Genomic DNA, 26,341 nt, shown 5'->3' on the forward strand with positions numbered 1-26,341 from the left:
CTCCAACTCCGTTGTCACATGGAGGACGGGCTGTCGCCGGCCCCCTCGAGCACCGCCCGGTCGTGCTCGTCGCCGTACCACTTCTCCTTCCAGCGGGAGAAGGCGGTGATGAAGATGTCGCGGTTGCCCGGGTTGCCGTTCTCGGGCAGCACGTCGGTGACGTCGTGGGCGATCGCGCGGTCGTCGATGACGACCGCCTGCCCCGGCTCGAGCACGCCGTCCCAGAACGGCTTGTCCTCGCCCGGGTTCCACAGCCGGGTCACGCCGCCGGACACGCTGTGCCGGCGCAGGATGCCGATGAGCACGAACTCGTGGCCGTCGTGGTGCACGCCCTCCGGGGTGAGCTGGCCCGGCTTCTGCGGGGTGGCGATCGTCCGGTTCTGGTGGACGTTGATCTGCCAGTCCTCCGAGTTGTCGAGCTGCAGCGCCTCGATGCCGGCCCGGATGAACGGGGTGAAGTCGGCCTCGAGCGGCTCGTACTTGCGCTTGATACCGCCGCCGACCGGGTTGAACTGCTTGAAGGCGGTGTAGTCGCGATGCGCCAGCTTCTCGAAGTGCCAGTCGTCGTCCGCGGTCCAGGACAGGCGGTACTGCGAGAACCGCTTGTACCGGGTGAGGTTGCCCATGTACTCGTCCAGCGGGAGCCGCTCGTAGCTCTCCAGGATCTCCGGCGTGATGGGCGGTAGATCGATGATCACGTAACCCTGCGGATTCAATGGCATGACAGCGTCCTTCCTCTTCCGCACGTGCTGCGGGGTCGTTGCGACATCGATCTCGATCAGGTCCCGGCGACGGCCTGGGCCAGCCGCTCGTCCAGGTGCCGGGCGGAGGAGTTGAGCCGCCAGAGCGAGCCGCGGGCGATGCCGCGACGCATGTACTCGGACGTGCTGGCGGGCACGACCACGTTGTGGAACCAGCCGGCGGCGTGCCGGGAGTCGATGGTCACGTGCAGCCGGTGGTAGACGATGCCCACATCCGGCAGGCCGAGCCGCTCCCAGGCCCGCACGACGTTGCGGAACCGGTCCGGGGCGAGCCACTCCGTCATGCCGAGGTAGCCGACGGCCTCCGGGTAGAGGTGCCGGTAGCGGCACAGCAGCACGGCCAGGTTGCCGGAGAGCAGGTCGTTGGCGGTCATCGCCGCCTCGAGCTCCTCTTCCACGATGTCGAAGACCTGGTATATCTGGTTGAAGAGGGTGGTGTGAACCTCTTCGGGCTCGCCGTTGCCCATCTCGTCCCAGAAGTTGTTCGCGATCTCCATCTTCGCCGCGCCGACAGTGCCGACCTGCATCATGGCGAGGAAGTCGTCGAACCGGCCGTCGACCAGCGACTCCTGGATCACGTACGTGCGCAGGTCGTCCCGGCTCGCCTGACGGTTGATGAACTCGGCGTAGTACGGGTGCTTGAACACGGGGTGCGTCCGGGCGAGGCCCTTGAGCCAGGACAGGTAGGCCGGACCTCCGTCGGGGGCGGCCTCGATCGTGCCCGGCTCGATCCATCGATCCTCCGCCGCGATGGTCGCGATCTCCAGCAGGCGGGTGACCTCGTGGATGATGATCGACCCCTCCGAGGTGGCCGAGTCGGGGATCTTCATGATGGTCGCGTAGATACGGCTCAGGAGCAGTTGCTGGCGGTAGAGCGCCCCGGCGTCGCCGGACCGCACGCTGTCGTTGAGCGCGCGCACGGCCGCCTTGATCGGTTCCCGATCGGCGGCGAGGAGCTGGTCGACGCGCTCCGCCGGCAATGCGAGAAACGACGAGATCTCGTCTACGATGTTCAATTCGTCGTAGCGCCCGGCGGTAACCAGAGAGGGACTGTCGATAATGGTCACGGGTTCTCCCAGAAAGGGACACCGGCCGAGCGCTCGGATCCACGAGCCCGGCACGGTTGCCTGATCTACAACTCCGCGGCGTAATCAATATCGCACCGGACGTAGCCGATCGTCAATACACAGGAGCACTTAACACGTGTCTCCTGGTTGACAATCTCCGTTCACAATGCATGGCGGCCAAACCGTGCTTGGGCAGGTATTTTTCGCACAAGTTACCAAGGCTCTGGACTTTCGCCCGAACCTTGTAACAGCAGCTTCGTAATGTCCGCCGAGTCAATTTGACACGCGTCCGGTCAATTGCAGGTAGACGCGCCTGTCGCAGGTGACGGCGACAATTTAGAGCACTACGGCGATACGGCGATCACTCCATTCCAACCCGGCGGACCGAAACAGAAACGAAACATGAACTGGAACCCACCCATTGCCAGGACGCGACAGGTGACGCATCGACATCGGCCGGATGGACGCCGGTCACGGCACGGTGTACGGGGCGCCGACGATCCAGCCGCCCCGGGGCGGGGGCTCAAGATGCTCGTCGACGACCTCGACCGGGTCGCCGACGCTGATGGTGCCGGGCCGCTCCACCCAGCAGTCCAGCGCGACCCGCCCGTCGAACTCCCGATTGATCCGCCGCAGCACGTCGAGGTCCTGCTCGCCGGTGTCGGGGTCGAATGTGGTGACGACGCAGCGCTGCCGCAGCTTCAGCATGCCGATCACGACCTCGCCGATGCGCAGCGTCCGGCCCGGCCAGTCCCGCTCGGCCAGCCCGTCCACGCCCCCCACGACGATGTTGGGCCGCAGCCGCCGCCCACTGTTGGCGAACGCGGTGATGCCGCCGTCGGTGGCGACCAGCAGGGGCATGACGTCGAAGCGCTCGCGGCCGGCATACTGGACCGCCTCGACGCCCGGTCCGGTCACCCGCTCGATCGCCGCGGAGACCGCCGGGTCCTTCCACGGCAGCCCGTCGACCAGGACCTCGCCGTCCTCGTCGGTCGTCGCGGCCAGGCCCAGCAGCCCCGAGCGGGTGCGGGCGGTCACCACGCCGTGGTGGTTGCGCACGTGGATCAGGCGGTCGCCGGCGATCCCGTCCTTGGTCACGGTGGCCGACCTGAGCTGCTCGCCCCGCATCGACTTGACCGGGAAGCGCCACAGTTGCTCAACGCGCATCGTCAGCCCCGCTCCCCGCCGCCCCGGCCTCCGCCGCGGCGGTCCCGGCCGGAGCCGGCTCATCCGGAGTGGGCTCGGGCGGCGCGCCCGTCCGGTCGGCCTCGGTCGCCGCCGGCGGCATCTCCTTCAGCCGGCTCACCGGCGAGATGACCAGCCCGATGACCACGAGCGCCGAGCCGATCGCGGCGCCGGTGATCGCGTCCCGGGGGCCGAACGCCCCGGCCAGGATGCCGGCGAAGAGGCCGCCCAGCGAGCCGCCGCCGAACAGGACGGTGCGGAACGCGGCGTTCATCCGGCCCATCAGCGACGGGGGCGTGCAGGTCTGCCGCAGGGAGATCATGACGACACCCGCGACGCCGAGGCCCCCGTAGCTCAGGAAGAACGAGACGATGAACACGCCCACCTGGACCGGCGCCGGCCCCGCGGCCAGCGGGATCAGCAGGGGGCTGACGAAGATCGCGGACATCGAGACGGCATAGACCAGGCCGATCGGGAACCGCTTGATGAGCTTGCGGGAGGCGGCCGCGCCCGCGAGGCCGCCGACGGAGGCGGCGGAGAGGACCAGGCCGACCGTCGCCGGGTTGAGCCCGACATCGCGGACCGCGAAGAGCAGGAACATCGTCCACACGGTGACGAGGGAGAAGTTGCAGAACGGCGCGACCAGGGCCAGCGGCCGCAGGATCCGGTTGCCGAAGACCCAGACCAGGCCGTCGCGCAGCTCCCGGAGCAGATGTCGCCGCTCCGTCGCCGGCTTCGGCGGCGCCTCCGGCGTGCGGATCAGCAGCAGTGAGACCACCGAAGCGAGGAACGAGAACGCGTCGACGATCATGGCCACCGGCGCGGTGAGCGCGGAGACCAGCAGGCCCGCGATGCCGGGGCCGGCCACGTCCGCGGCGGACGAGGTCGTGCCCAGCTTGGAGTTGGCCTCGACGTAGTGCTTGGGGTCCTTGACCAGCGCCGGCACGTACGACATCCAGCTCACGTCGAACGCCACCGAGGCCACGCCGACGAGACATGCGATGACGAGCAGCGTCACCATGTTGAGCAGGTCCAGCCAGTACAACACCGGCACCGACGCGATGAGCACGAGCCGCACGACGTTGGCCGCGATCATCACCGGCCGGCGCCGGACGCGGTCCACCCACAGGCCGAGGAGCAGCGCGAGGCCGAGATACGGCACCAGCTGCAGGAAGCGCAGCAGGCCGACCTGCTCGTCGCTGGCGTTGAAGACGATGACGGCGGTCAGCGGCAGCGCCAGCACGGTGACGTGGCTGCCGAACAACGACAGGGTCTCGCCGAACCAGAACTTCAGGAAGTCGACGTTGTGCCACAGCGAGTCGGGAGTGGCGGGGACGGCGTCCTCGGGCTCGGCGACTGGTGAGTCCGTGGTGCTCGCCGTGGTCATCTCTGCCCTTTCCGTCCGGGCTGCCAGCTCCGACACGTTTGTTCTAACGCTGTATTGGCTATCTATCCGTTAGAGAATGTCACGGCGTTCCAACGCTTGCAAGCGCCAACTCCCGTGAGAAACCGATAGGATGTCGCCATGAGCGCCGACGCCGAGGACCCGGGGATCGTCCCGGCCGCGCACCCGGCCAGGACCGCGCCCCTCTCGCTACGGTTCGCCAACACCCGCTACGCGGTGCGCGGCCAGGCCCGCGACGGCATCGGCACACCCGAGCTCCTGCGGGACTGGCTCACCCGGCACGCCGGGGAGCTCGGCCTCTCCGGGCCGCCGGCCGTGGACGCCGACGCCGACGTCGTCCCCTTCGTCGAGCTCCGGGACGCCATCCGTGAGCTCGTCGCCGACGCCATGTCGGACCCCGGCGACGAGCGCGCGGCGGCCGGCGGGGGCGGCGCGGACGCCGTCGCCCTGCTCAACCAGCTCTCCGCCGGCGGCCCGAGCTGGCCGGCCCTGGTGCGGTCCGGCCGCGGACTCCGGGTGGTCTGGCACACCGAGCGCACCGCGCAGCCGGCGGCCCTGACCACGCTGGCCCAGGACGCGATCGCGATGCTCGGCGGCGCGGTCGTCGGCGACCTGCGCGCCTGCCGGGCGCCCGGCTGCGTGCAGATCTTCGTCAAGGACCATCCACGCCGCGAGTTCTGCTCGACCGCCTGCGGCAACCGCGCCCGCGCCGCCCGCCACTACCTGCGCCACCGCGAGGACTGACGGCCCACGGGGTCGCTTCGAGGCCAACACCGCCACCGTCGGCGGCGACGCCCGAGCCGCCGGCTAGGCATCCACCGGCGTGACCACCCCGGTGGTGTCCTTCACCAATACGAGCACGCCGCCTGAGCTGCCCGGATGGCGTTATCGGCAGGTACAGCCTTGCATCGCCGGCCTTGTCGGCGATTCCATCACGTAACCGAACAAATCGAAACAACGACGGGTCCGCAATCCCCTGGAGAACCGATTGTTACCCTTACGTTGCGATATAATATTGAGAGGAGCAAATAATATGAAAGATCAGGAGGGACACCGTGGTCGATTCCCGTGCATGTCCAGCCGCCCGGGTGGGCAGACCCTGGCCGCCGGGGCGTCAATTGTGCCGTCGGGCGACCGGGTGGAAGCGGAGGTCCACTCTGGCCCCTCATGTCCCGCAGCCGTCTCCCGGAAGGTGCGGCGGAGGGGGTCGCGCGTGGTGATGTCCGCTGACGCAGGAGATCCCACCAGGTTCGAACGGGAAGCGGGGCTAGTATATGTCCTCATCGCCGCTTGCAACGAGGTGCTCCGGGCTGGCATCGCCGCGCTGATCAAGCCGTTTCCCGGCTTTGCGGTGTCGGAGACTTCCGTCGGTACGGTCGCCTTGGTGGGCGAGGTGCAGGCTCGGCGGCCGGACGTACTTCTGGTGGACATTGCGATAGCGGGAAGCCTGCGCGATTTCTTCGGCCCTCGCGCCGAGGACTCGCTCGCGGACATCGCGGTGGTGGCCCTAGCGCCCGACGACCTGTCTGACGTCGACGTCCTGCGGGATCTCGTCCAGCGCGGCGTCGATGGGATCGTGACTGCGAACGACCAAGCCCCGCAGCTCAGTGGCGCCATCAAGGCGGTGCACCGCGGGCGGCGCTGGCTCAGTCCAGCGCTCGGCGGTCATCTCCTCAACCTCCTCGCCCGGCCCAGTGCGGGTCTCCCGTCCGCCGAGGCCAGCGACACGGAGACGAGCCTGACACAGCAGGAGCGCAGAGTTCTGGCGCTCGTTGCCGACGGCCTGACGGTAGGCCAGATCGCCAAACGTCTTCACCGCAGCGAAAGCGCCGTAAAATATCACCTTTCTAACATGAGCGCAAGATACCAGGCGAGCAACCGCGCCCACCTGGTGTACCTGGCCGTTCAGGCAGGAGAACTCCCGATTGGTTGACGGAACGGCCAGATCAGAAACAGTCTGAATGGATCGGGACAGTCAGACGTCAATACGATTTCCTGAGTTCGGCAACCAGCACCGGTTCGCACCGGGGATTGGTTGCGGACTCGGGGAACGGCCTCGAGTCGTTTCACGATTGGGGATCCCAGTGAAACGAACGGTCAAGCTCGCGCTCGCCGGGGTGGCACTTTCCGCCGCCGTGACGGGCGTCGTCGCGGAGCCAGCGCAGGCGTGGGTGAGCGTGGGGACGCACACGCAGTACCCGTCGGAGGGCGGAACCTGGCAGTACGGTTTCTGGGACGTGAAGGTCCGTTCCCACTACACGGTCAACCGGTGCCACGGTTCGACGGTGATCCGGTACATCGACGGGTCTGAGACCAGCCGGTCGCGGAGCATCGACACCGCCTCCGGCCAGAAGTCGATCGCCGAGATCTCGACCATCAACTCGCCTGGTCTCGAGGCCAGCTACTACTACCGCACCTGCTGACCGCGGTCTGACCCCTGTGGCTCGGCGACGTCGGTCGCCGAGCCACAGGTGCGTCAGCCGCCTACCGCTCGACGAGGTACACCGGAACGCCGAACCCGTCGCGGCGCGTGAGCAGGCCGCCGATGGCGTCGCGCTCGGACTTCGATTCGTACGTCACCTGGATCAGTGCGCGGTCCTGCCCCTTGGGGCACGGCGAGCCCACCCCCACGGAGATACCGCCACCCAGCGCCTCGATGTCCTGGGCGAGGGCCTGGTTGCGGGCCAGCGCCGCGTTGGCCTCGGCCGCGGTCGGCAGCTGCTCGCAGGGCGGGTGCGTGTCGCTCGACATCGGGAACACGCCGCCGAGGGCCGCAGCCGCGCCCGTACCAATGACGGCCACCGCGACGGCACCAATCACGATCTTGGAAATCAGCCTCATCGGGAGTTCTCCGCTCTGGTGGGGTTGCTGATTCGTCCGCTGCCGATCTCGTGCCGGACGCCGCAGGCCTCGATCATTTGGAAGTCGTGCGTGGACACGATGACCGTGCAGCCGTTCGCGGCGAACTCCGTGAACAGGTCGATGACCTTCATCCGGTTGGCGGCGTCGAGCGACGCGGTGGGCTCGTCGACGAAGACGACCGCGGCTCGCTTGTAGATGGCCCGGGCCAGGGCGAGCCGCTGCTTCTCACCGCCGCTGAGGTGGCTGGCCGCCTCGTCCTGGCGTCCCGCCAGCCCGGTCTGTTCGAGGACCTGGGCCAGCCGCTTCCTGTCACCGGTGGCCCGCCGGCCCAGGGGGCTCGACTGCATGGTGACGTTGAAGGCGACCGACTCGTCGTCCATGATGCCGTAGTCCTGCAGTACGAACGCCGCGTGGTCACGCCAGAACCGGCGCCGCGCCGCCGAGCCGTACTTCGTGACATCCTTCCCGTCGATCAGGATGCGGCCGCGATCGACCGGGAGCAGCAGCCCGAGACAGTGCAGCAACGTGGTCTTCCCGGACCCGCTCGGGCCGACCAGGGCGGTCATCGTGCCGGGCTCGCAGTGCACGAACTCGCCGTCGAGCACCGGCCGCCCGCCGATCGCCACGGCGACGCCCTCGGCCTCAATCAGCATCTGGAACTCCCATCAGATTCGGCGCCGGCTCACGCCGGCGAAACACCAGTTCGCGGCACACAGATGACTCAGCGGTACAACGAGAACCCCGAACACCGCGGCGACCAGCAGGGCGCCTGTCGCGTCGGGTCTCTGCAGCAGCGCGACGAGGGTCACGAGCACCGCGCCGGCCAGCAGTTCCCTGGTCACCCGACGCTGCAGGATCTGCGGCCAGGACCGGCCGGACAGCCTGAGCGGGAAGTCGCGCTTCGCATGCAGCAGGGCGGTGATCAGCGCGCTGATCGCAGCCGCGACCGTGAAGGCGACGACCAGCGCGGCCAGCGCAAGGTTCATCAGCCAGACGACGTAGGCCATGAACTGCGCGCGCAGCAGCCCTTCCTCCGCGACGTAGACGACGCTCAGCCCGCCCTTGATCCCCGGACCGCTCAGGGCGCCGGCGGACAGGCCGTGGCGTTCGAGCAGCGCCTGCGTGGCCGCCACACCGGTGAACACAAGGTTCCTGGTCGAGACCATCGACGTCAGGTTCCGATCGTTGATCGTCAGGTGCAGGGAGGGCACGACGGCGACGAGGACGTCACCGAGGAAGCGGAGGCTCCCGCCGTCGCCCCCTTCACCGACCGGCAGCCGGAATCCGCCGACCGGCTGCCGGAAGGCGAATCCCGAGAAGGTCTCCTCGCTGGGGCGGCCCTGGTTCCGTGCGAGCAGCGCGAACGTCTCGCCGAACTCCCGGTTGACCAGAGCTTTGACGCGGTCGTACGGCACCGGCGCGAGCGCGTTCGCGGGAGCCCTCGCCGTCATCAGGTCGAGCCAGCGCTGGTTCACGAAGGTCACCGCCGAATAGTCGCCAAGGTCGCCCCTCCAGACGTCCCGCGAGAAGGTGTACGAGTACGCGACCGCACCGACCGACTCGGCGTCCTCGACCAAGTCGCCGATCTGGGGCTCGACAGCGGTCATCTCCGCGTCGCTCATCCCGAACTGGACGGAGACCTGGTCCGCGAGGTTCTCCCACTGTGCCATCTCGGCCGCGGTGGCCGCCGAGCTTCGATACGCCGACCAGGCCGGCCCGGCCGTGGCCACCACCAGCAGGAACGTCAGCGCCTGGATGACCGCGGCCGCCGAACGCAGGCTCTTCACCGCGGGCTGCCGGGTGGCGAGGATGGCGGCGCTCGGCCACGCGGACGCCGACATGGCGAGGGCGACGAGCAGCGACACCGCGATGACCCCGAACTCCAGGCCGGACAGCGCCTTGAGGAGGGGGCCGACGAATAGCCGGCCGTGGGACACCCAGACGTAGGCGGCGGCCGCGAGCGTGACGGCGCCCGCCGGGAGCAGCAACGCGCCGGCGAACCCGCCCAGGTCTTGCGCCTGGATCCGCAGCGCCGGGCAGCCGCCGAGCACCCGCAGCGCGCGGCTGCGCGCCTTCATCGACAGCCAGAACAGGGCGAGCGCTGCGATGAGGGCGAACGCGGCCAATACCGCCGTGCCGAAGCCGCCCTCCCTCATGGTGAACCGGAGACTGTCGATGACGGACGCATCGGTGCGGGTCACGCGGACGCCCGCGCCGCTGAGCCGGGTCTCGAGCTCGCTGAGCCGGCCGCCGTCGCCGGTCACGAGGTAAGACCCGCCGGGCGGGGAATTGGCCAGCCGGTCCCGGCCGACGACCCTGCCCGCGCTGGCGCCGCTGAACCAGCGGAACGTCGCGGGCAGGCCGGTGTCGTTGAGGGCGACGAAGACCCGCTCGTGGCCACCGCCGGCCAGGTCGGGGGCGATCTTCACCAGGCCCAGGTGCCAGTCGGCATCCGCCTGCGTCAGCATCGCGAACGCCTCTTGGTCGCTGAGCCGCGACTCGCCGAAGTCCAGGCCCAGTCGGCTCTGCGCGCCGATCGCCTGCGGAAAGTCCCGGTCATGCAGGTCGGTGACGATCGCCGCCACCAGCGCCAGAAGGGCGAACAACGCCCCGGCGACCACCATTACCACACGCCTGTACAACGACCCTCCCTGGCGACTGCCGGACACCGGCGGGAGGTGGATGCCGCCCGCCGTACTCCAAGCAACCACACGGATCGCGACGAGACATCGGTCCGGAGTCGGCACCCGGGGCCCGAGTCGGCCCTGGGTCCATCAGACCGTGGTCCGATGCGGCAGCCAGCAGAAGCGGTAGGCTCGGCGCATGAACGAGAGTCGGCGTCGCTCCCGTTCATCATGGTTGTGGCTGGTGCCCGCCGGTGCGCTGCTCGTCGTGGTGACCGCGGTCTTCGCGCTCGGGTTGACCTGGCCCTTCATCACCATCCTGTTGGTCGGCTCCGGGGCGCTCTCGGTCTGGGCAATCGTCCGGCTGCGGGTCGAGCGGGTCGAGCACGAGGTGGCGATGGCCCGCAGGGACGCCGCGGAGGCGGTGCTCGCCGAGCGGCTGCGCATCGCCCGCGACCTGCACGACCTCGTGTCCCACGGCCTCGGCCTGATCACCGTGCGGGCGGCGGGCGCCGCGCACCTGCACGCCCGCAAGCCGGACGAAGGGGCCCTCCTGGCCGCCATCGAGGACGTGGAGGCCATCAGCCGAACGGCGACGGTCGAGTTGCGGCGCATGCTGGACGCGCTGCGGGAGGCCGACGACGAACCGGCCCGCCACCCTGCGGACACCTTGGCTGCCCTACCGGAGATCATCGACGGCGCCCGCCGGGCCGGGCTGGCCGTCGAGTTGCACCACGAGGAGCTCGGGCCGGTGTCCCAGGGCGCCCAGGTGGCGATCTGCCGCATCGTCCGCGAAGGGCTGGCCAACACCGTACGGTACGCCGGGTCGACCAACGTCGACGTCCGCCTGGCGCGGACCCGGGCCGCCGTCAGCGTGATCATCAACGACGATGGGCCCAGCCGCGGCTGGGCCGTCCGGCCCGGCGCCGGGCACGGCCTCATCGGGCTGCGGGAACGGGTGGCCAGCCTGGGCGGGACCCTGACGGCGGGGCCGCGGGCGGAGGAACACGAAGGCCGGGCGGGGTTCTGCCTCGAGGTCACCATCCCGGAGGGAGCGGCGTGACCAGAGCCGACCGGCCCGTGCGGGTCGTCCTCGTCGACGATGAGCCGCTGCTCCGGCGAAGTCTGGCCATGATCATCGATGCGGAGCTGGGTCTCGCCGTGGTGGGTGAGGCCGGCGACGGGGTCGAGGCGGTGACCGTCGCCCGGAGGACCGCGCCCGACGTGGTGCTCATGGACGTCCGCATGCCGCGGGTCGACGGCATCGAGGCGACCCGGACCATCTGCCGGCTGCCAGAGCTCGCGCACACCCGGGTGCTGGTCCTGAGCATGTTCGACCTCGACGAGTACGTCTTCCACGCGCTGCGCGCCGGGGCCAGCGGCTTCCTGCTCAAGGACAGCCGGCCCGACGACCTGCTCGACGCCATCCGGCGCACGCACGGCGGCGAGTGGCTCTTCGCCCCGTCGATCCTGGCCCGCCTCGTCGAGCACTTCGTCTACAAGCGGCACACCGCTGGCGGCGGTTCCGCCGGGCCCTCGCGGCTCGACGGCCTCACCGCCCGGGAGGTCGAGGTGCTCGGCCTCATCGGGCAAGGGCTGTCGAACGACGAGATCGCGGAACACCTCACCATCGCCGTCAAGACCGTCAAGACCCACGTCTCGCACCTGCTGAGCAAGCTCGCGGCCCGCGACCGGGTGCAGCTGGTGATCGCCGCGTACGACGCCGGCCTGGTGAACCCCGCGGCGACCCCTGCGCGTCACCGGCGACCGTAGCGGCCGTGGCCGGTCCAGCGCCGCCCACGCCTCGACGGAGCCATCACGGCGCGGCTTACGATGCGCGCAACGCCTGCGCCGCCTGCCTCAGATAGGCGTCGATCTGGCTGCGGTCGTACCCACGGAACCCGACCGGCAGCTGCACCTCAGTGATCGCTCGCAGCGCCTCGGCCCGGCGAATGGGGTCACTGCCCTCGAGCGCGGCGGCGACGGTGGCGAGCAGCGCGTCGGTCTCCGTGGGGCGATAGCCGCGCAGTACAACCGACAACTCCACCGCCGGGGTGCCCGGTTCCGGGCCGACACTGGAATCCCCCGCCCGGCGGCGCGCCAGCCAGGCATCGACCTGCGCCGAGTGGTAGCCACGCAACACGACGGGCAGCCGGCCGGTCTTCCGGATCGCGGCGTCGATCTGGTCCTGGTCATCCCCAGCCGCGTCGACCGCCTGCACAAGGCTGTCGACGGCGAGCCGGTCGTACCCCCGCAGTACAACATCGAACTCGGTCATGAGTCTCATTGTCGCCTGGGGCGCATGCGTTGCCACGTACGGCGGCGACGACTCCAACCTAGTAGGCCGATCCGCAGCCGGCGGACCAGCCTCCGGGCGCGTGCTCCGCCGAAGCGGCCCACCGCCGAAGCGGTGCACCGCTTCGGCGGTGGGCCGGGAGGTCCACGTGTGCTCGGCGGCCATCGTCAGCTCGCGACGGCGGCCCCGGGGCGTAGGCGGCTCGCCCGCCAGGTCACCACGGCCGTGCGGGTGAGCAGGACGGCGCCGAAGGAGAAGAGCAGCGGTCCCTCGCCGGTGTGCACGCCCGCGGCGTGACCGGCCGAGTAGACCGCGGCGCGGGCGACGAACACGGCGAGCCAGACGGCGATCGCCACCGGGGTGGCCTTGGACCACACGTTGTCCTCGGCGTCGCGCCACACCTTGACGATGAACCCGTAGATCACGCCCATCACCGCACCGACCGCGACGACGGCGACGTCGAGCGCGATCGAGAGGTTGCGGCGGGAGGCCGACAGCAGCGAACCAGCAACATCTATTGCCGGTCGGCTGCCTGGCTACACGGCCCGCCGACCGACACGATCGGCGGCTACCTGTCCTGGCTCGCCGCCCAGGATTGCGCCGGCGCCGAGCGCGCGTGGCGCGACGCTCTCTCGGAACTGGCCGAGCCCGTCGCAACAGCCGCGGCGGTCGCCACGCCGGCGATAGTCTTGACATAAGACGGAAATCAATGAAGGGTCGAGACACGGAGCGGGGGCCCGGGAGATCGGCAGTGGCCTGCGCATGGCGCGGGACGGAGGCGACCGGGTGGGTTACGTGGCGCTCTGCCTGCACATGTTCACCGCCGGGGTATTCGTGATCTCCGCGGGCGCGAAGGTGTGGTGCCGGGAGGCGTTCGCCGGACTTGTCGCCGCGGTGCATGACCTCGGCGGGGGTGCCCGTCCGCTTCCGGGTGGTCGTCGCGGTCGGGACCATCGGGCTGGAGATCCTCGCCGCCGGGCTGCAGATGGCGCCCACCTGGATCGGGACGGCGTTGGCGGCCGGGCTGCTGGTGGCGTTCACCCTCGTGCTGATTCGCGGACTGCGGAAGCGGCCCGGACTGACCTGTCACTGCTTCGGATCCGACGCCGATGCGTGGCGCCCCGGCATGTCGGGCGAACTGTCGTCCTGCTCGCCGCCGCCGTCGGGGCGATCGGGTTCGGGCCCGTACATGGGGTCGGCATGGCCGAGACGGCGCTGTGCGGGCTGGTGGCGGCGGTCGGGGTAGGAACGGTGGTCAGGGCCGAGGTGCCGCTGGCGGAGCCGCTCCTCATCGGTCGGCGTAGCCCCGTCGGCTTCTTCTCCACCACGTGCCGGCCCTGCACGCAGGAGGCGGCCGAGCTCGCGGGGCGGCAGGAGCGGCTGGCGGCGGGGATCGTCGCGGTACCGGTGCACATGCTGGCACTCATCCGAATGGAGCGGCCGATGGAGGCCATCGCCTCGTACGAGCGCTGCCGAACGATCCTCAGCCGCGAGCTCGGTGTCGAGCCCTGCGGCCGCCTGCGCCGCCTGGCCACCTCGATCGGGTACCCGTCGTGACACCGGGCACGGACGGGGCGGGAGTCGTCCTGCGCGACGTGGTGAAGACCTTCCCCCTCGGCGACGGGGAGCGCCTCGCCGCCGTCGGCGGGGTGAGCCTCACCCTGGAGCCGGGCAGCCTCACAGCGCTCACCGGGCCGTCGGGCTCCGGCAAGTCGACGCTGCTACACCTGATCGGGGCGATCGAGCGGGCCGACTCGGGCTCGATCGCGGTCGACGGCCGCGAGCTGACCGCGGCGAGCCGTGCCCAGCTGGCCGCCTACCGGCGGGGGGTTGGCTTCGTCTTCCAGCGCTTCCACCTGCTGCCGGCCCTGACCGCGCTGGACAATGTGCTCGTGCCGGTGCTGCCCTACCGCAACCTGGACTTCGACCGCACCGAACGGGCCCGCGACCTGCTCGACGCGGTCGGGCTCGCCGGCCGGGAGAGCGCGCTGCCGTCACGGCTGTCAGGCGGGCAGCAGCAGCGGGTGGCGATCGCCCGCGCGCTCATCACCCGCCCGCGCCTGCTGCTGGCCGACGAGCCGACCGGCAACCTCGACTCGCACACCGGCCGCGCGATCCTCGACCTGCTGCTCGGCCTGCGCGAGCGGCACCACGTCACGATCGTGCTGAGCACGCACGACGCCGCCATCGCGGCCCAGTGCGAGCGGGTGGTCGACCTGCTCGACGGCCGGCTGGCGGCCCGGTGAGGGTCAGATGATTTCGCTCATCCGCGCGCAGCTGCGCTTCCGGCGCGGTCGGCTGGTCGCCACGATCGTCGCCGTCGCCATAGCCGTCGCGAGCTTCACGCTGCTGGCGTCGGCCTCGCGCGGCTCGCAGGTGCGGGTCAACGGCACGGTCCAGGAGAACTTCCGGCCGATGTACGACATCCTGGTCCGCCCGCCCGCCGCCACCACCGAGGACGGGCTGATCAGCACCGACCGGGTCAGCTCGACCTACGGCGGGATCAGCGAGGCACAGTGGCGGCGGATCCTCGACATCCGGGGCGTATCGGTGGCGGCGCCGGTCGCGATGGCGGGCTACGTGATGCAGACCGCGGTGATCACGGTCGACCTCACCGAGTACGCCGACCAGGGCGGGCGCCAGGTGCTGAAGCTGCGGCCGACCTACGCCGGCGACCGCGGGCTGAGCAGCATCCCCGACGGGTCGAAGTACCTCTACGTCACCCCGAACAACCTGGAGTACGTGCCCGGCGAACCATGGGTCGACGGCAAGATGTACACGGGCGCCGACATCCCGAAGTCGCCCGAGGTCCACGAGCACGGCCCGAACGGCATCACCGCCGTGTGCGAGGGCCAGACCGGCTACTACGAGAACGTCAAGCCCCTCGCGCCGGAGGACCGCACGGAGGCGCACTGCTGGTCGCGCGACCCGGCGTCGAGCGCCAACACGGTCAAGCGGGCCCAGGTCGAGGTGCTCTTCCCGATCCCGCTGCTTCTGGCCGCCGTCGACCCCGCGCAGGAGGCGAAGCTCGACCGGCTCGACGGGGCGGTGACCTCCGGGGCGTACCTCCCCGAGTCCGACCAGTCCGCCGGCATCCCGGTCCTCGCCTCCGGCCGTCTCGACCTCGACCAGCAGCTGCGCATCGAGATCGAGCGCCTCGGCGGCGACGCGGCCGAGCAGACCGCCGCCGGGATGCGGCTCGACAACGCCGCGCCCTACTACGACACCATGCCCGCCACCCCGCTGGCCTCGCGCTCCTACACGGCCCAGGACGTGTACCCGGCCCTCCTCGACGCGATCGCGCACCCGGTCACCGACCTCAGCCGGTACGTGCCACACGAGGGCACCTCCGTCGTCGGCGAGTGGTGGACGACCAGCCCGATGACGCTGTCGGGCCCCGGCCGCACCGCAGACGTGGTGCCCTACAGCGGCAGCGAGTGGGGCAAGGTCCCCCACGGCATGCCGGCGGCCAAGCCGCTGCCGATGGGCCTCGCCGACGACCCGGTCCGGGCCATCGCCCGGCACGGCGTCGACGAGCCGAAGCAGCCGCGGACCTTCCTGCGCGGTGTCGGCGTCTACGACCCGGCCAAGGTCCAGCTCGGGCCGCAGCTGTCGCGGCCGCCCTTCGACCTCTACGCGGGCGCCGAGGCGACCGGGGCCGACGCCGCGGCGCGCAAGGTCCTGGGCGACCGGGCGCTGCAGCCGACGACCGACTTCGCGGGGCCGCTCGGGCAGCGCCCGCACCTGCTCACCACGCTGTCGGCCCTGGCCAAGCTCCAGCGCGCCCCGTACGAGAACCTCGACGCCGAGCACGGCGTGAACAAGGACGCGCCGATCTCGATGGTGCGGGTCCGGGTCGCCGGCGACGTGGGCATCGACGCCTTCTCCCAGGAGCGGGTGCGGGCCATCGCCGACCAGATCCACCTGGCCACCGGCCTGCGGGTCGACCTCGTCAGCGGCTCGTCGGCGGCCGGCGTGGCCGAGCAGCTGCCGGCCGGCCAGTTCGGCCGCCCCGCGCTGGCGGTCCGGGAGAACTGGCTCCGGCTGGGGGTCGCGACGACGATCGTGTCGGCGCTGGACCGCAAGTCGCTGGTGCTGGCGATCCTCGTGCTCATCGCGTGCGCCCTCGCGGTCGGCAACGCGGCCAGCGCGGCGGTGCGGACCCGGGCCACCGAGCTCGGCGTGCTGGCCTGCCTCGGCTGGGCCCGCTGGCGGCTGTTCGCGCTCGTCACCGGCGAGTCGGTGACCGTCGGCGCGGTCGCCGGCCTGCTCGGCACCATCCTGGCGCTGGCATTGTCCCGCCTGCTCGGCGTGTCCCTCGGCGCCGACTACGCCCTGCTCGCGATCCCGGCCGCGCTGCTGCTGAGCGGGCTGGCGGCGCTGCCACCGGCCTGGCGGGCGACGCGGGCGGACCCAGGAGCGGCGGTTCGTCCGGCGGTCGTACTGGTCCGCCGCCGCCGAGTACCCCGCCGGGTCTCGGGCCTGGCGATGGGCAACGTGCTGCGCGCGCCCGGGCGAACCATCCTCGGCGCGGTGAGCCTCGCCCTCGGCATCGCCTCGCTGACCCTCCTGGTGATCATCAACCTGACCTTCCGGGGCAGCGTCTCCGGCACCGTCCTCGGCGATGCGATCACCGTGCAGGTCCAGAGCACGGACTACATCGCGGCGGTCCTCACCACCCTGCTCGGCGCGGCCACGGTCGCCGACGTGCTCTACGTCAACATCCGCGAGCGGGCCGCCGAGTTCGCGCTGCTCGGCGCCGTCGGCTGGGCGGATGCCCCGCTGGGCCGGCTGGCCGCCTATGAGGCGCTCGCCATCGGCGTCCTCGGCGCGACGACCGGGGTGGGCGTCGCGCTCGGTACCGCCGCCCTGCTGAGCTCCGAGCTGACCGCCGTCTCGTACGCGGTCGCCGCCACCGCCGCGCTCGCCGGCGCGTTACTGGCGGTGGCGGCGGCGATCCTGCCAGTACGATCGCTGCGCCGGCTGCCGACCGCCCGGCTGCTCGCTGAGGAGTAGCGCACGACGGCTTCGCGCAGCGAACACTTCCCGGTCGACGGGCTCCGGCGCAGCCGCCGCCCCGCAGGACGAAGGCGTTGCCGGCGGCGGCATCGACCAGCCGGGCCCGCAACCGGTCGCCCTCGGCGGCGAGCACCGGCGAAGGCACCAACGCCAGCTCGTCGGTGACGTCACGCAGCACGGCGAGGTCGGGCCAGTCCGGCTGCCGGTCCATGGGGGCACGGCCGGGCCCGGCACACGACGTTCATCGGCGGACCGATCGGCGGGCGAGCGCGGAGACGGCGTTGGCGATCACGGTGTGGCCGGCGCCGCCGCCGGCCGTCATGATGGACTCGGGATGGAACTGGACGGCCGCGAGCGGCCGGCTGCGATGTTCCAGGGCCATGATGACACCATCGTCTGTGGTGGCGGTGACTCGCAGGTCGGCGGGGAGCGTGTCGGCGCGGGCGTGCAGCGAGTGATAGCGCCCGACCTCGAAGGCGGGCGGCAGCCCGGCCAGCAGCGGGCTGTCCGGTCCGGTCACCCTGACGGTCGAGGACTTGCCGTGGACGGGCTCGTCGAGCAGGCCCAGGCGTCCGCCGAAGTATTCGGCGATCCCTTGCAGGCCGAGGCAGACGCCGAACACGCCCACCCCCAGACGGTCCGCGGCGGCGAGGGTCTCGGCGAGGCCGAAGTCCGAAGGCCGGCCGGGGCCGGGCGAGAGCAGCAGCAGGTCGGGGCGCTCGGTCTCCAGCCGGGGCAGGTGGTGGCCGCTGCGGTAGGTGACGACCTCGGCCCCGGTCTGCCGCACGTAGTCGGCGAGGCAGTGCACGAACGAGTCGCGGTGGTCGACGAGCAGCACCCGCAGGCCCTCGCCGACGCGCGGGCGGGGCGCCGCGGAGGGGACCGGCGCGCCGCGGTCGTCGAGGACCCGCAGCAGCGCCGCCGCCTTGAGCTCGGTCTCGCGCTCCTCGGCAACCGGGTCGGAGTCGTGCAGCAGGGTGGCGCCGACCCGCACGTGCGCGACGCCGTCGTGGATCTGGATCGTGCGCAGCGTCAGGACGGTGTCCAGGGTGCCGTCGAAGCCGATCCGGCCGACCGCCCCGCCGTACCACCGGCGCGGGGAACGCTCGTGGCGCTCCAAGAACTCGACCGCCGCGATCTTCGGCGCGCCGGTGACCGTGACCGCCCACAGGTGGGCCAGGAACCCGTCGAGGGCGTCCCGATCGGGTCGCAGGAGGCCCTCGACCCGGTCCACCGTGTGGATGAGGGCCGAGTACATCTCGATCTGCCGCCGTCCGGTCACCCGGACCGTCCCGGCCTCGCACACCCGCGCCTTGTCGTTGCGGTCCACGTCCGTGCACATGGTCAGCTCCGACTCGTCCTTGCGCGAGTCGAGCAGGACCCGGATGTTGCGGGCGTCCTCGATCGCGTCGCGGCCCCGGGCGATGGTGCCGCTGATCGGTGACGAGCGCACGAGCTGCCGGCCGTCGCGCCAGCCCACGTGGACGAACATCTCGGGGGATGCGCCGACGAGGTACTCGCCCTCGCCGAGGTTCATCAGCAGGCTGTGCGGGGCCGGGTTGCCGTGGCGGAGGCTGCGGAACAGGGTGGCCGGCGGTGCGGGGCAGCGGCGGCGCAGCACCTGCCCGGGCACGACCTCGAACAGGTCCCCGGCCCGGAACGACGGCATCGCGCGGCGGACGAGGTCGGCGTACTCCCCGGGCTCGTGGTCGCGGGCGGCCGCCGGGTCCCGCGGGGCGAACGGGGTGTCCGGCGTGTCCCGGGCGAGACCGCCGGTCGAGTCGCCGTCGACCGCGAACTCGTAGCTGTGCACGAGGGCCGTGTCGGCTCGCAGGTCCAGCTCCAGCACCTCGTCCGGCAGGTGCAGCACCAGGTCGCGGTCCTGCGGGTGGCGCCGCTGGTGCAGCTCGACCGGCTCGACCTGGAAGATCAGGTCGTAGCCGAATGCGCCGTAGAGTCCCAGGATCGGGTCGAGCGGTGCGGCCAATGCCCCGCACAGCCCGCGGATCGCCCGGAACACGCCGGCGTGGCGGGTCCGCTCCTCCTCGCAGAAGCCCTCCACGCGAGCCGCGGCCACCCCGTGGAAGGCGTCGTCGCCGTCGCGGGGGTGGTCCAGCAGATCCCACAGCTGCCGGCGCAGGGCCGGCAGGAGCACGCGGCCGCGCTGGTTGAGGGCGTTGACGGACAGGCGGTCGCCGCGGACCACCAGCTCGACCGGCGGGTCGACGTAGCCGATCACCCGGTCGTGGCCGTGGTACCGCAACAGCCCCCGCCGCCGGTTCAGGGCCGCCTCGAGCCGGGCCTGGGCCCGCAGGGCGCCGCCCGCCGGTCGCGTGGTCCGCGCGACGAGGACGCCCGCCGGCGTGTGCCAGCGGTCGCCTTCGACACGGGGTGCGGCGCGAGTCATCCGCGCACACCCTGCGGCAGGTGGAAGCAGTCGTGCGGGTCGTACCGGCGCTTCACGGCGGCCAGGCGGGACAGGTTCCGGCCGTAGTAGGACAGCGCCGGGTCGGTGAGCGCCGCGTCGGGGTAGTTGACGTAGGAGCGGTGCGAGCTGTGCGGCTCCATCGCGGCGAACCCGCCGCCGGCCCACGCGACCGCGGCGGCGTGCTCCTCGGCGGCCGGGGCGGGGGTCGGCAGGCCGACGGTGTAGAGGCCGAAGATGGTGGCGTCGCGGTGCACCCACGCGGTGGCGTCCGGCGGGACGAGGTTCGCGTTCTTGCCCAGCGAGGTGAAGCCCAGCCAGCGGTACTGCCCGGGCCGCCGGTCGGCGTCGAAGGCCGTGATCATCGCCGCGAGACCGGCGTCGGGTACGGCGTCGGCGATCATCCGGCCGCGGTGCAGCACGAATGAGGCCCGCGGCAGGAGCGCTTCCGGGTTGGTGCCGGTGAGGTGGCACTGTTCGGTCGTGCTGGTGCCGCAGCCGAACTGCCGCATCAGCGCCTCCCGGTAGGGCAGCTCGGCGACGGAGCGGTTGCTCGGGGCGGAGCCGACCAGCGCGACCAGTTCGTCGAGCAGGGCGTCCGCCTCGGCCCGATGGCCCAGATGCACCCCGGTCACGATGACCGTCGGCACCGCGCCCGGCTTGGCGTCGTTGAGCAGCAGCCCGGCCCGGGGGGCGAGGTCGGGCGGGGTCTGCTCGGCCCACTGCTGCCAGCGGCTGAACACGGTGAGCGCCTGGTCCCACGGCCAGTTGAGCGTGAACATGACCACCGACGGCTCCACCGTCGGCTTCAGGTCGAACTCGGTGACCACGCCGAAGTTGCCGCCCCCGCCGCCGCGCAGCGCCCAGAACAGGTCAGGGTGTTCACCGGCCGACGCGGTGACCACGCGGCCGTCGGCGAGCACGACCCGGGCGGCGACGAGACGGTCGCTGGCCGGGCCGTACTTGCGGAACTGCCACCCCATACCGCCGCCGGCGACGAACCCGCCGGGGCACACGGTCGGGCAGAAGCCGCTCGGGACGGTGATGCCGTGCGGCGCGGTCGCGGTGAGCACGTCCACCGCCTGCGCGCCGGGGCCGAGCCGCACCCGGTCCGGGCCGACCTGGACCTGATGCATCCGGGACACGTCGATGACCAGTCCCTCGGTGCTCGACCAGCCGAGGAAGTTGTGGCCGCCGCTGCGCACCGTGCGCGGTACCGCGTAGTGCTGGGCGAAGCGCAGTGCGGCGGCGACGTCGGCGGCGGATACGCAGTAGGCGACCGCCTGCGGGCGGACGTCGTCGAACTGGGCGGACGCGAGGCGCTTCGCCCGCTCGTAGTCCGCGTCGGCGGGCAGGACCAGCCGGCCGCCGAGCGAGTTCTGCAACCGGCTCCACGGGACGCGGCCACCCGGGCGGCTCGCGGCCGCCGCGACCGGCGGGGCGGCGACCGTCGCTGCTACGGCGATGGCCGGCCCGGCCCCGAGCAAGGACCTTCGGGACAACACTGGAGGTACCTCCTGGTGGTGCTAGCTGGGTTGGAGAGTCGTGAGCAGCCGGCTCGGCATGCGCTCGGGCAGCAACGACCGCTGGAGTTTGCCGGTCTGGGTCCGGGGCAGGGCGGCGACGAACTCGACCGCGCGCGGATACTTGTACGGCGCGATCTCCTGCTTGACGAAGTTCTGCAGTTCCTCGACGAGCGCGGCCTCGGGCCGAGGCCGCGACGCCAGCACCACGTAGGCCTTGACGATCGTGCCGCGCCGCGGGTCGGGGGCGCCCACGACGGCGCACTCGGCGACCAGTGGGTGGCGCAGCAGCGCCTCCTCGACCTCGGGCGCGGCGATGTTGTACCCGGACGAGACGATCATGTCGTCGGAGCGGGCCTGGTACCAGAAGTAGCCCTCGGCGTCGCGGACGTAGGTGTCGCCGGTGAGGTTCCAGCCGTCCTGGACGTAGCTGGCCTGACGGGGGTCGTCGAGGTACCGGCAGCCCGTCGGGCCGCGCACCGCGAGCCGGCCGGGCTGCCCGTCGGGCACCGGACGCCCCTCGTCGTCGACGATCCGGGCCTCGTAGCCGGGCACCGGACGGCCGGTGGAGCCGGGCCGGATGTCGTCGTCGGCGGCGCTGATGAAGATGTGCAACATCTCGGTGGCGCCGATCCCGTCGATGATGCGCACACCGGTGGCGTCGTGGAAGGCGTGCCACGTCGTCGCCGGCAGCGCCTCGCCCGCCGACACGCAGCGGCGCAGCGTGCGCAGGTCGTACTCCGCCAGCCGGGGCAGCGCCGCGCGGTACGCGGTCGGCGCGGTGAACAGCACGGTCACGCCGTGCCGGCCTACGGCCCGGAACAGTTCGTCCGGGGTGGCCCGCTCCAGCAGCAGCGTCGAGGCGCCGGCCCGCAGCGGAAAGACCAGCAGGCCGCCGAGGCCGAAGGTGAACGCGAGCGGCGGGCTGCCGGCGAATACGTCGCCGGCCCGCGGCCGCAGCACGTGGGCGGCGAATGTGTCGGCGATCGCCAGTACATCGCGGTGCAGGTGCATCGTGGCCTTGGGCCGGCCCGACGTGCCCGAGGTGAACGCGATCAGCGCCACGTCGTCGGCGGCGGTGTCCGCGGCCGGGAACGGACCGGCGTGCGCCGCGGCCCGCGACTCCAGCTCGGCGTCCTCGCCGCCGTAGGCGACCACACGCAGGCCGGCGGCGTCCACGGCGAGCAGGTCGTCGAGGTGGGCCCGGTGGCACAGCGCCAGCGTGACCCGCGCGGTGTCGATCGTCGTGCGCAGCTCGCCCGGGCGCAGCAACGGCATCGTGGTCACCGCCACGCCGCCGGCCTTGAGCACCGCGAGCCACGCCACGGCCAGCTGGGGGCTGTTCGGGCCGCGCAGCAGCACCCGGTTGCCCGGCACGAGGCCGAAGTCCTCGGTGAGGGCGGCGGCGAGGCGGTCCGTCCGCGTGGCGACCTCGGCGTAGGACCACACCGTGCCGTCGCCGCCGCGCAGGCACGGCCGGTCGTCCACGGTGCGCAGCAGTTCGGTGGCGCAGTTGAGCCGCTCGGGGTACTGCAGCGCCGGCAGGTCCCGGTGCGGTACCGGATCCATCACCGGCCACTGCGGCAGCGGCGGAAGCTGGTCGCGGGCGAAGGTGTCGGCGTGCCCCGACGGGGACAGCTGGTGCATCGCGTCTCCCGGAGTGACTGTCAGGCGGCGACGCGCGCGCAGGTCATGCGGGCGCTGCACACCCGCCGCCCGTCGGCGTCGGTGATCGTGACCTCGTACGTGGCCAGCGTGCGGCCCAGGTGCACCGCGGTGGCGACCCCGTGTACCACGCCCTGGCCGGCGGGCCGGTGATGGCTGGCGTTGATCTCGGTGCCGACCGCGGTGCCGCCGCCGGGCGCGAAGTGCAGGCAGGCGCCGACGGAGGCCAGGGTCTCGGCGAGCACGCACGAGGCGCCGCCGTGCAGTACGCCGAAGGGCTGGGTGTTGCCGTCGACCGGCAGGAAGCCGCTGACCCGCTGCGGGCTCGCGTCGGTGACGACCAGACCCATCCGGTTCTCCAGCGGCCCGCGCTGGATCGGGGTGAGCGCCGGCCCGTTCACAGCGCGCCCTCCCGCAGTGCGCGGGCCAGCTCGAGGCGGCGCACCTTCCAGGTGGCGGTGCGGGGAACCCGGTCGAACGGGACGTGTCTCGGGGTGGCCAGCGCCGGCAGATGGCGGGTCGCGGCGGCCCAGCGGGCCCCGTCGAGCGCGGCGTCGTCGCGGGTGCAGACGACCGGGAGCGGCCGGCCGGCGCCGTCGGCCACGATCACGATCTCCCGCAGCTCCGGCAGCGCGGACATCAGTTCGTCCTCGACGGCGAGGTTGGAGTCGATGGCCCCGACGTGGTCGATCTCGCGGTCCAGCAGGTGCACCCGGCCCCAGCGGTCCATCTTGCCCATGTCGCCCATGCGCCACCAGCCGTCGACGAGCTGGCCCTGGAAGCGGGCGTCCTCGCCGAGGTACGTCACGGCCAGCGTCCGGCTCCTGATCGCGATGAACCCGACCTTGCCGGCGGGCAGCCGCTTGCCGAACTGGTCGACGATCCGCAGGTTGATCACTCGGGGGAACGGCCAGCCGACGCAGCGGCCGTCGGCGTGGTGCGCGGAGCGTGCGGTGTACACGTTGCCCGTGACCGGCCCGGTCTCGGTCTGCCCGTAGAGCTGCAGGAACAGCGGGCGGCGCCGGGTGGACGCGCCGAGCAGGACCTGGATGGTGCGCGGGTGCATCGCGTCGAAGGTGGCGCTGTAGTACCGCACACCGGCCAGCGGACGGCCGGGCGCGTCGGCCAGCACCTCCCAGTCGATGAAGGTGTTGGGCTGCGTCTCCACCGCCCCGGGGCGGGTGCGGGCGAAGATCGGGCCGACCTTGGCCGGGTCCGAATCGACCACGACGACGAGCGGGTTGCCGTAGGACAGGGCCAGGTACAGGGCGCTGTAGAAGCGGGCGTGCACGAAGCTCATGGACAGCGCCACGGTCTCGTGCCGCCAGGTGAGCCGGGCCAGCGGCCGCTGCTGGCGCAGCCGCTGGCCGAGCGCATCCGGGGTCTGCACCACGAGCTTCGGCAGCCCGGTCGTGCCGGAGGTGTGACTGATGAAGGCGGGTTCGTGCCGACCGGGCGGGTCGGGCGGCACGTCCGGGCCGGCCGGCTGCCGGGCGAGCGACCGGGTGCCCGGGGCCTCCTCGCCGGCGCACAGCAGTACCCGCCCGGCCAGGGCCGCGAACCGCCCGGCGTCGAAGGAGCGGCGGTCGGTGAGCAGCCAGGGCATGCCGAGCGTGCCGAGCAGCCGCTCGACAACCTCGCTCTCGAGCAACGGCGAGAGCAGCGCCGGTACGGCGCCGATGCGCTGCACGGCGGCGGCCAGCAGCGCGATGTCGAAATTGTCGGTCTTGTAGATCGCGACCCGATCGCCGCGCACGACGCCGCTGTGGCGCAGCTGCGCCGACAGCCGGCGCACGTGCTGCGCGAGCCGCGCCACGGTGAGCCGCACCCCGTCGGCCGGGGCGATGCCCAGCGGCAGGTCCAGGATGACCTGCGCATCGGGGTGGCGGGCGGCGGCCCGGTCGAACATCTCACCGATGCAGAACGTCGGGAAATCGCGCATCGCAGTCCTCGCGTTCGGTATGTCGGACCGGTCGAGCATGGCCGCCCCGGCCGCGCTTGCCGGCCGGCGGCGACAGGTTCTTGTCGGTCTCGCCGAGACCGGGACAGGTTGCTGTCGCCACCCCCGCCCACGCGGGTACGCACCGGCGTACGGTTCGGCCGAGCGATCCGCTGCCGAGGGAGAAGAGCCTTGCTGCACAACGAGACGGCGGCCCCCGAACCACCCGGGACCGCGGCGCTGCTGGCCGAGGTGGCCGACGCCGAGCGGGCGCTGCGGGCGACGCCCCGGCGCGATCCCCTCGGCACCGGGGCCGGGCAGCGCGAGGATGAGCTGCTCGCGGACTTCGAGGCGATCATCGCCCGGGACGAGAAGATCGAGCCGCGGGACTGGATGCCCGCCGCCTACCGGGAGAGCCTGGTGCGGCAGCTCGCGCAGCACGCGCACTCCGAGGTGGTCGGTATGCAGCCGGAGGCGAACTGGCTCACCCGCGCCCCAAACCTCGCCCGCAAGGCGTACCTGCTGGCCAAGGTCCAGGACGAGGCCGGGCACGGGCTCTACCTCTACTCGGCCGCGGAGACCCTGGGCGTGGACCGCGAGGCGCTGCTCACGGCGCTGCACGAGGGGCGCCAGCGGTACCTGTCCTTCATCAACTATCCGACGCCGACCTGGGCCGACGCGGGCGCACTGGCGTGGCTGACCGACGGCGCCGCGATCATCAATCAGGTGCCGCTGTGCCGCTCCTCCTACGGTCCCTACGCCCGGGCGATGGTGCGGGTGTGCAAGGAGGAGTCCTTCCACCACCGGCAGGGCTTCGACGCGCTCTACGCGCTGTGCCGCGGCAGCGCCACGCAGCAACGCATGGCCCAGGCCGCGGTGGAGCGCTGGTGGGGCCCGGCCTTGGCGATGTTCGGGCCGCCGCACGCACAGTCCACGCACTCGGAGCAGTCGATGCGGTGGCGGATCAAGCGGTACACCAACGACGAGCTGCGCCAGCGCTTCGTCGACATCTGCGTGCCGCAGGCCCGGGTGCTGGGCGTGCGGATCCCGGACCCGGCGCTGCGATGGAACGCCGGACGCGGCCACTACGACTTCACCGCGCCCGACTTCGACGAGCTGCGCCGGGTGATCTCCGGCGACGGCCCGTGCAACCGGCAGCGGATGGCCAACCGGCGCCGGGCGCACGACGAGGGCCGCTGGGTGCGTGCGGCGGCGGCCGCCCACGCGGCGAAGCATCCGGTGGTGACGCGATGAGTGAGGTCTCGCAGTGGCCGCTGTGGGAGGTGTTCCTGCGCGCCCGCCGGGGGCTGCCGCACCAGCACGTCGGGAGCCTGCACGCGGCCGATCCGCGGATGGCGGTACGCCACGCCCGTGACCTGTACACCCGCCGCGGCGAGGGCGTCTCGATCTGGGTGGTGCCCTCGGCCGCCGTCACCGCCTCCAGCCCCGACGAGCGGGACCCGTTCTTCGACCCCGCCGCGGACAAGGTGTACCGCCACCCCGCGTTCTTCGAACTGCCCGAGGGGGCGGAGCACCTGTGAAGGGCGCGGCGTACCTGCTCCGGCTCGGC

25 protein-coding genes and 1 pseudogene are annotated in these 26,341 nt (G+C 71.9%); 11 read left to right on the top strand and 15 right to left on the bottom strand.

Annotated elements, in window-relative coordinates:
- Positions 1-14 precede the first annotated feature (14 nt).
- The 4 genes from AB0367_RS24270 to AB0367_RS24285 all read right to left on the bottom strand — a co-directional run bounded on the left by AB0367_RS24270 (position 15) and on the right by AB0367_RS24285 (position 4,400).
- Positions 15-722: a 2OG-Fe dioxygenase family protein gene (locus tag AB0367_RS24270; RefSeq protein ID WP_366228692.1), complete on the bottom strand. Its 708-nt coding sequence runs from the start codon at positions 720-722 to the stop codon at positions 15-17.
- A 56-nt stretch (positions 723-778) separates the two neighbouring features.
- A complete protein-coding gene (locus AB0367_RS24275; RefSeq protein ID WP_366228693.1) occupies positions 779-1,828 on the bottom strand; it encodes an iron-containing redox enzyme family protein in 1,050 nt (349 codons plus the stop codon).
- A gap of 471 nt (positions 1,829-2,299) precedes the next feature.
- The gene (locus tag AB0367_RS24280) at positions 2,300-2,995 is read right to left on the bottom strand and encodes an MOSC N-terminal beta barrel domain-containing protein (RefSeq protein WP_366228694.1); all 696 of its coding nucleotides are present in this window, start codon (positions 2,993-2,995) and stop codon (positions 2,300-2,302) included.
- Positions 2,985-4,400, bottom strand: coding sequence for an MFS transporter (locus AB0367_RS24285; protein WP_366228695.1), 1,416 nt, complete (start codon positions 4,398-4,400; stop codon positions 2,985-2,987). Before AB0367_RS24285 ends, AB0367_RS24280 begins: the two co-directional genes overlap by 11 nt.
- A gap of 138 nt (positions 4,401-4,538) precedes the next feature.
- Here AB0367_RS24285 and AB0367_RS24290 point away from each other — a divergent pair, with 138 nt between their 5' ends.
- The 3 genes from AB0367_RS24290 to AB0367_RS24300 all read left to right on the top strand — a co-directional run bounded on the left by AB0367_RS24290 (position 4,539) and on the right by AB0367_RS24300 (position 6,841).
- Positions 4,539-5,162, top strand: coding sequence for a CGNR zinc finger domain-containing protein (locus AB0367_RS24290; protein ID WP_366228696.1), 624 nt, complete (start codon positions 4,539-4,541; stop codon positions 5,160-5,162).
- 475 nt (positions 5,163-5,637) lie between these two features.
- Positions 5,638-6,351 (top strand): response regulator transcription factor, encoded by a 714-nt coding sequence (locus AB0367_RS24295; protein WP_366228771.1) that lies wholly within the window; start codon positions 5,638-5,640, stop codon positions 6,349-6,351.
- A 151-nt stretch (positions 6,352-6,502) separates the two neighbouring features.
- Complete coding sequence (locus AB0367_RS24300) at positions 6,503-6,841, top strand: lactococcin 972 family bacteriocin (protein WP_366228697.1); 339 nt, start codon at positions 6,503-6,505, stop codon at positions 6,839-6,841.
- A gap of 61 nt (positions 6,842-6,902) precedes the next feature.
- Here AB0367_RS24300 and AB0367_RS24305 read toward each other — a convergent pair whose 3' ends face one another.
- The 3 genes from AB0367_RS24305 to AB0367_RS24315 are packed head-to-tail and all read right to left on the bottom strand — an operon-like array spanning position 6,903 to position 9,904.
- On the bottom strand, positions 6,903-7,259 hold the full coding sequence (locus AB0367_RS24305) for a hypothetical protein (RefSeq protein WP_366228698.1): 357 nt from the start codon (positions 7,257-7,259) through the stop codon (positions 6,903-6,905).
- Positions 7,256-7,933: an ATP-binding cassette domain-containing protein gene (locus tag AB0367_RS24310; RefSeq protein ID WP_366228699.1), complete on the bottom strand. Its 678-nt coding sequence runs from the start codon at positions 7,931-7,933 to the stop codon at positions 7,256-7,258. The genes AB0367_RS24305 and AB0367_RS24310 overlap by 4 nt, the downstream gene beginning before the upstream one ends.
- 12 nt (positions 7,934-7,945) lie before the next feature.
- Positions 7,946-9,904, bottom strand: coding sequence for a hypothetical protein (locus tag AB0367_RS24315; protein ID WP_366228772.1), 1,959 nt, complete (start codon positions 9,902-9,904; stop codon positions 7,946-7,948).
- A 199-nt stretch (positions 9,905-10,103) separates the two neighbouring features.
- Between AB0367_RS24315 and AB0367_RS24320 the strand changes: the two genes are divergently transcribed.
- Positions 10,104-10,967 carry a histidine kinase gene (locus AB0367_RS24320; RefSeq protein ID WP_366228700.1) on the top strand — a complete coding sequence of 288 codons (864 nt, stop codon included), beginning with the start codon at positions 10,104-10,106 and terminating at the stop codon, positions 10,965-10,967.
- A gap of 17 nt (positions 10,968-10,984) precedes the next feature.
- Positions 10,985-11,677, top strand: coding sequence for a response regulator transcription factor (locus AB0367_RS24325; RefSeq protein WP_366228773.1), 693 nt, complete (start codon positions 10,985-10,987; stop codon positions 11,675-11,677).
- Between the two features lie 55 nt (positions 11,678-11,732).
- On the opposite strand, the gene AB0367_RS24330 is transcribed toward AB0367_RS24325, so the two are convergent.
- Positions 11,733-12,182, bottom strand: coding sequence for a hypothetical protein (locus tag AB0367_RS24330; RefSeq protein WP_366228701.1), 450 nt, complete (start codon positions 12,180-12,182; stop codon positions 11,733-11,735).
- A 185-nt stretch (positions 12,183-12,367) separates the two neighbouring features.
- Positions 12,368-12,631 carry a hypothetical protein gene (locus AB0367_RS24335; RefSeq protein ID WP_366228702.1) on the bottom strand — a complete coding sequence of 88 codons (264 nt, stop codon included), beginning with the start codon at positions 12,629-12,631 and terminating at the stop codon, positions 12,368-12,370.
- Between the two features lie 467 nt (positions 12,632-13,098).
- Between AB0367_RS24335 and AB0367_RS24340 the strand changes: the two genes are divergently transcribed.
- The 4 genes from AB0367_RS24340 to AB0367_RS24355 all read left to right on the top strand — a co-directional run bounded on the left by AB0367_RS24340 (position 13,099) and on the right by AB0367_RS24355 (position 17,216).
- A complete protein-coding gene (locus tag AB0367_RS24340) occupies positions 13,099-13,446 on the top strand; it encodes a MauE/DoxX family redox-associated membrane protein (protein WP_366228703.1) in 348 nt (115 codons plus the stop codon).
- Positions 13,401-13,757 carry a BTAD domain-containing putative transcriptional regulator gene (locus tag AB0367_RS24345; protein ID WP_366228704.1) on the top strand — a complete coding sequence of 119 codons (357 nt, stop codon included), beginning with the start codon at positions 13,401-13,403 and terminating at the stop codon, positions 13,755-13,757. Before AB0367_RS24340 ends, AB0367_RS24345 begins: the two co-directional genes overlap by 46 nt.
- Before the next feature lie 92 nt (positions 13,758-13,849).
- Entirely contained in the window at positions 13,850-14,446 is a 597-nt protein-coding gene (locus AB0367_RS24350) for an ABC transporter ATP-binding protein (protein ID WP_366228774.1), read from the top strand.
- Positions 14,447-14,453: 7 nt separating this feature from the next.
- Positions 14,454-17,216 carry an FtsX-like permease family protein gene (locus AB0367_RS24355; RefSeq protein WP_366228705.1) on the top strand — a complete coding sequence of 921 codons (2,763 nt, stop codon included), beginning with the start codon at positions 14,454-14,456 and terminating at the stop codon, positions 17,214-17,216.
- A gap of 58 nt (positions 17,217-17,274) precedes the next feature.
- Here the strand turns inward: AB0367_RS24355 and AB0367_RS24360 are convergent.
- The 6 genes and pseudogenes from AB0367_RS24360 to AB0367_RS24385 form a co-directional block, all read right to left on the bottom strand.
- Positions 17,275-17,430: pseudogene (locus tag AB0367_RS24360) on the bottom strand (3-deoxy-7-phosphoheptulonate synthase); the annotation flags it as partial.
- A 30-nt stretch (positions 17,431-17,460) separates the two neighbouring features.
- Entirely contained in the window at positions 17,461-19,626 is a 2,166-nt protein-coding gene (locus tag AB0367_RS24365; protein WP_366228706.1) for an anthranilate synthase component I, read from the bottom strand.
- Positions 19,623-21,146 carry an FAD-dependent oxidoreductase gene (locus AB0367_RS24370; protein ID WP_366228707.1) on the bottom strand — a complete coding sequence of 508 codons (1,524 nt, stop codon included), beginning with the start codon at positions 21,144-21,146 and terminating at the stop codon, positions 19,623-19,625. Before AB0367_RS24370 ends, AB0367_RS24365 begins: the two co-directional genes overlap by 4 nt.
- Positions 21,147-21,170: 24 nt before the next feature.
- Positions 21,171-22,814 (bottom strand): AMP-binding protein, encoded by a 1,644-nt coding sequence (locus tag AB0367_RS24375; protein ID WP_366228708.1) that lies wholly within the window; start codon positions 22,812-22,814, stop codon positions 21,171-21,173.
- A gap of 20 nt (positions 22,815-22,834) precedes the next feature.
- Positions 22,835-23,233: a hotdog fold thioesterase gene (locus AB0367_RS24380; protein WP_366228709.1), complete on the bottom strand. Its 399-nt coding sequence runs from the start codon at positions 23,231-23,233 to the stop codon at positions 22,835-22,837.
- Positions 23,230-24,774: a class I adenylate-forming enzyme family protein gene (locus tag AB0367_RS24385; protein ID WP_366228710.1), complete on the bottom strand. Its 1,545-nt coding sequence runs from the start codon at positions 24,772-24,774 to the stop codon at positions 23,230-23,232. The genes AB0367_RS24380 and AB0367_RS24385 overlap by 4 nt, the downstream gene beginning before the upstream one ends.
- A gap of 189 nt (positions 24,775-24,963) precedes the next feature.
- On the opposite strand from AB0367_RS24385, the gene paaA reads away from it, so the two are divergent.
- Complete coding sequence (gene paaA, locus AB0367_RS24390; RefSeq protein WP_366228711.1) at positions 24,964-26,025, top strand: 1,2-phenylacetyl-CoA epoxidase subunit PaaA; 1,062 nt, start codon at positions 24,964-24,966, stop codon at positions 26,023-26,025.
- Positions 26,022-26,312 carry a 1,2-phenylacetyl-CoA epoxidase subunit PaaB gene (paaB, locus tag AB0367_RS24395; protein WP_366228712.1) on the top strand — a complete coding sequence of 97 codons (291 nt, stop codon included), beginning with the start codon at positions 26,022-26,024 and terminating at the stop codon, positions 26,310-26,312. Before paaA ends, paaB begins: the two co-directional genes overlap by 4 nt.
- Positions 26,313-26,341: the final 29 nt, after the last annotated feature.

This window comes from Dactylosporangium sp. NPDC051484 (genome assembly GCF_040689395.1).
Classification (GTDB): domain Bacteria; phylum Actinomycetota; class Actinomycetes; order Mycobacteriales; family Micromonosporaceae; genus Dactylosporangium.

Bases quoted from the DNA above. Each gene is read 5' to 3' on its own strand.
- AB0367_RS24330 (WP_366228701.1), bottom strand. From the start codon at position 12,182: ATGACCGAGTTCGATGTTGTACTGCGGGGGTACGACCGGCTCGCCGTC.
- AB0367_RS24375 (WP_366228708.1), bottom strand. From the start codon at position 22,814: ATGCACCAGCTGTCCCCGTCGGGGCACGCCGACACCTTCGCCCGCGAC.
- AB0367_RS24365 (WP_366228706.1), bottom strand. From the start codon at position 19,626: ATGACTCGCGCCGCACCCCGTGTCGAAGGCGACCGCTGGCACACGCCG.
- AB0367_RS24270 (WP_366228692.1), bottom strand. From the start codon at position 722: ATGCCATTGAATCCGCAGGGTTACGTGATCATCGATCTACCGCCCATC.
- AB0367_RS24285 (WP_366228695.1), bottom strand. From the start codon at position 4,400: ATGACCACGGCGAGCACCACGGACTCACCAGTCGCCGAGCCCGAGGAC.
- AB0367_RS24290 (WP_366228696.1), top strand. From the start codon at position 4,539: ATGAGCGCCGACGCCGAGGACCCGGGGATCGTCCCGGCCGCGCACCCG.
- AB0367_RS24340 (WP_366228703.1), top strand. From the start codon at position 13,099: ATGACCTCGGCGGGGGTGCCCGTCCGCTTCCGGGTGGTCGTCGCGGTC.
- AB0367_RS24385 (WP_366228710.1), bottom strand. From the start codon at position 24,774: ATGCGCGATTTCCCGACGTTCTGCATCGGTGAGATGTTCGACCGGGCC.
- AB0367_RS24315 (WP_366228772.1), bottom strand. From the start codon at position 9,904: ATGGTGGTCGCCGGGGCGTTGTTCGCCCTTCTGGCGCTGGTGGCGGCG.
- paaB (WP_366228712.1), top strand. From the start codon at position 26,022: ATGAGTGAGGTCTCGCAGTGGCCGCTGTGGGAGGTGTTCCTGCGCGCC.
- AB0367_RS24280 (WP_366228694.1), bottom strand. From the start codon at position 2,995: ATGCGCGTTGAGCAACTGTGGCGCTTCCCGGTCAAGTCGATGCGGGGC.
- AB0367_RS24345 (WP_366228704.1), top strand. From the start codon at position 13,401: ATGGCCGAGACGGCGCTGTGCGGGCTGGTGGCGGCGGTCGGGGTAGGA.
- AB0367_RS24295 (WP_366228771.1), top strand. From the start codon at position 5,638: ATGTCCGCTGACGCAGGAGATCCCACCAGGTTCGAACGGGAAGCGGGG.
- AB0367_RS24335 (WP_366228702.1), bottom strand. From the start codon at position 12,631: ATGGGCGTGATCTACGGGTTCATCGTCAAGGTGTGGCGCGACGCCGAG.
- AB0367_RS24355 (WP_366228705.1), top strand. From the start codon at position 14,454: ATGATTTCGCTCATCCGCGCGCAGCTGCGCTTCCGGCGCGGTCGGCTG.
- AB0367_RS24305 (WP_366228698.1), bottom strand. From the start codon at position 7,259: ATGAGGCTGATTTCCAAGATCGTGATTGGTGCCGTCGCGGTGGCCGTC.
- AB0367_RS24320 (WP_366228700.1), top strand. From the start codon at position 10,104: ATGAACGAGAGTCGGCGTCGCTCCCGTTCATCATGGTTGTGGCTGGTG.
- AB0367_RS24310 (WP_366228699.1), bottom strand. From the start codon at position 7,933: ATGCTGATTGAGGCCGAGGGCGTCGCCGTGGCGATCGGCGGGCGGCCG.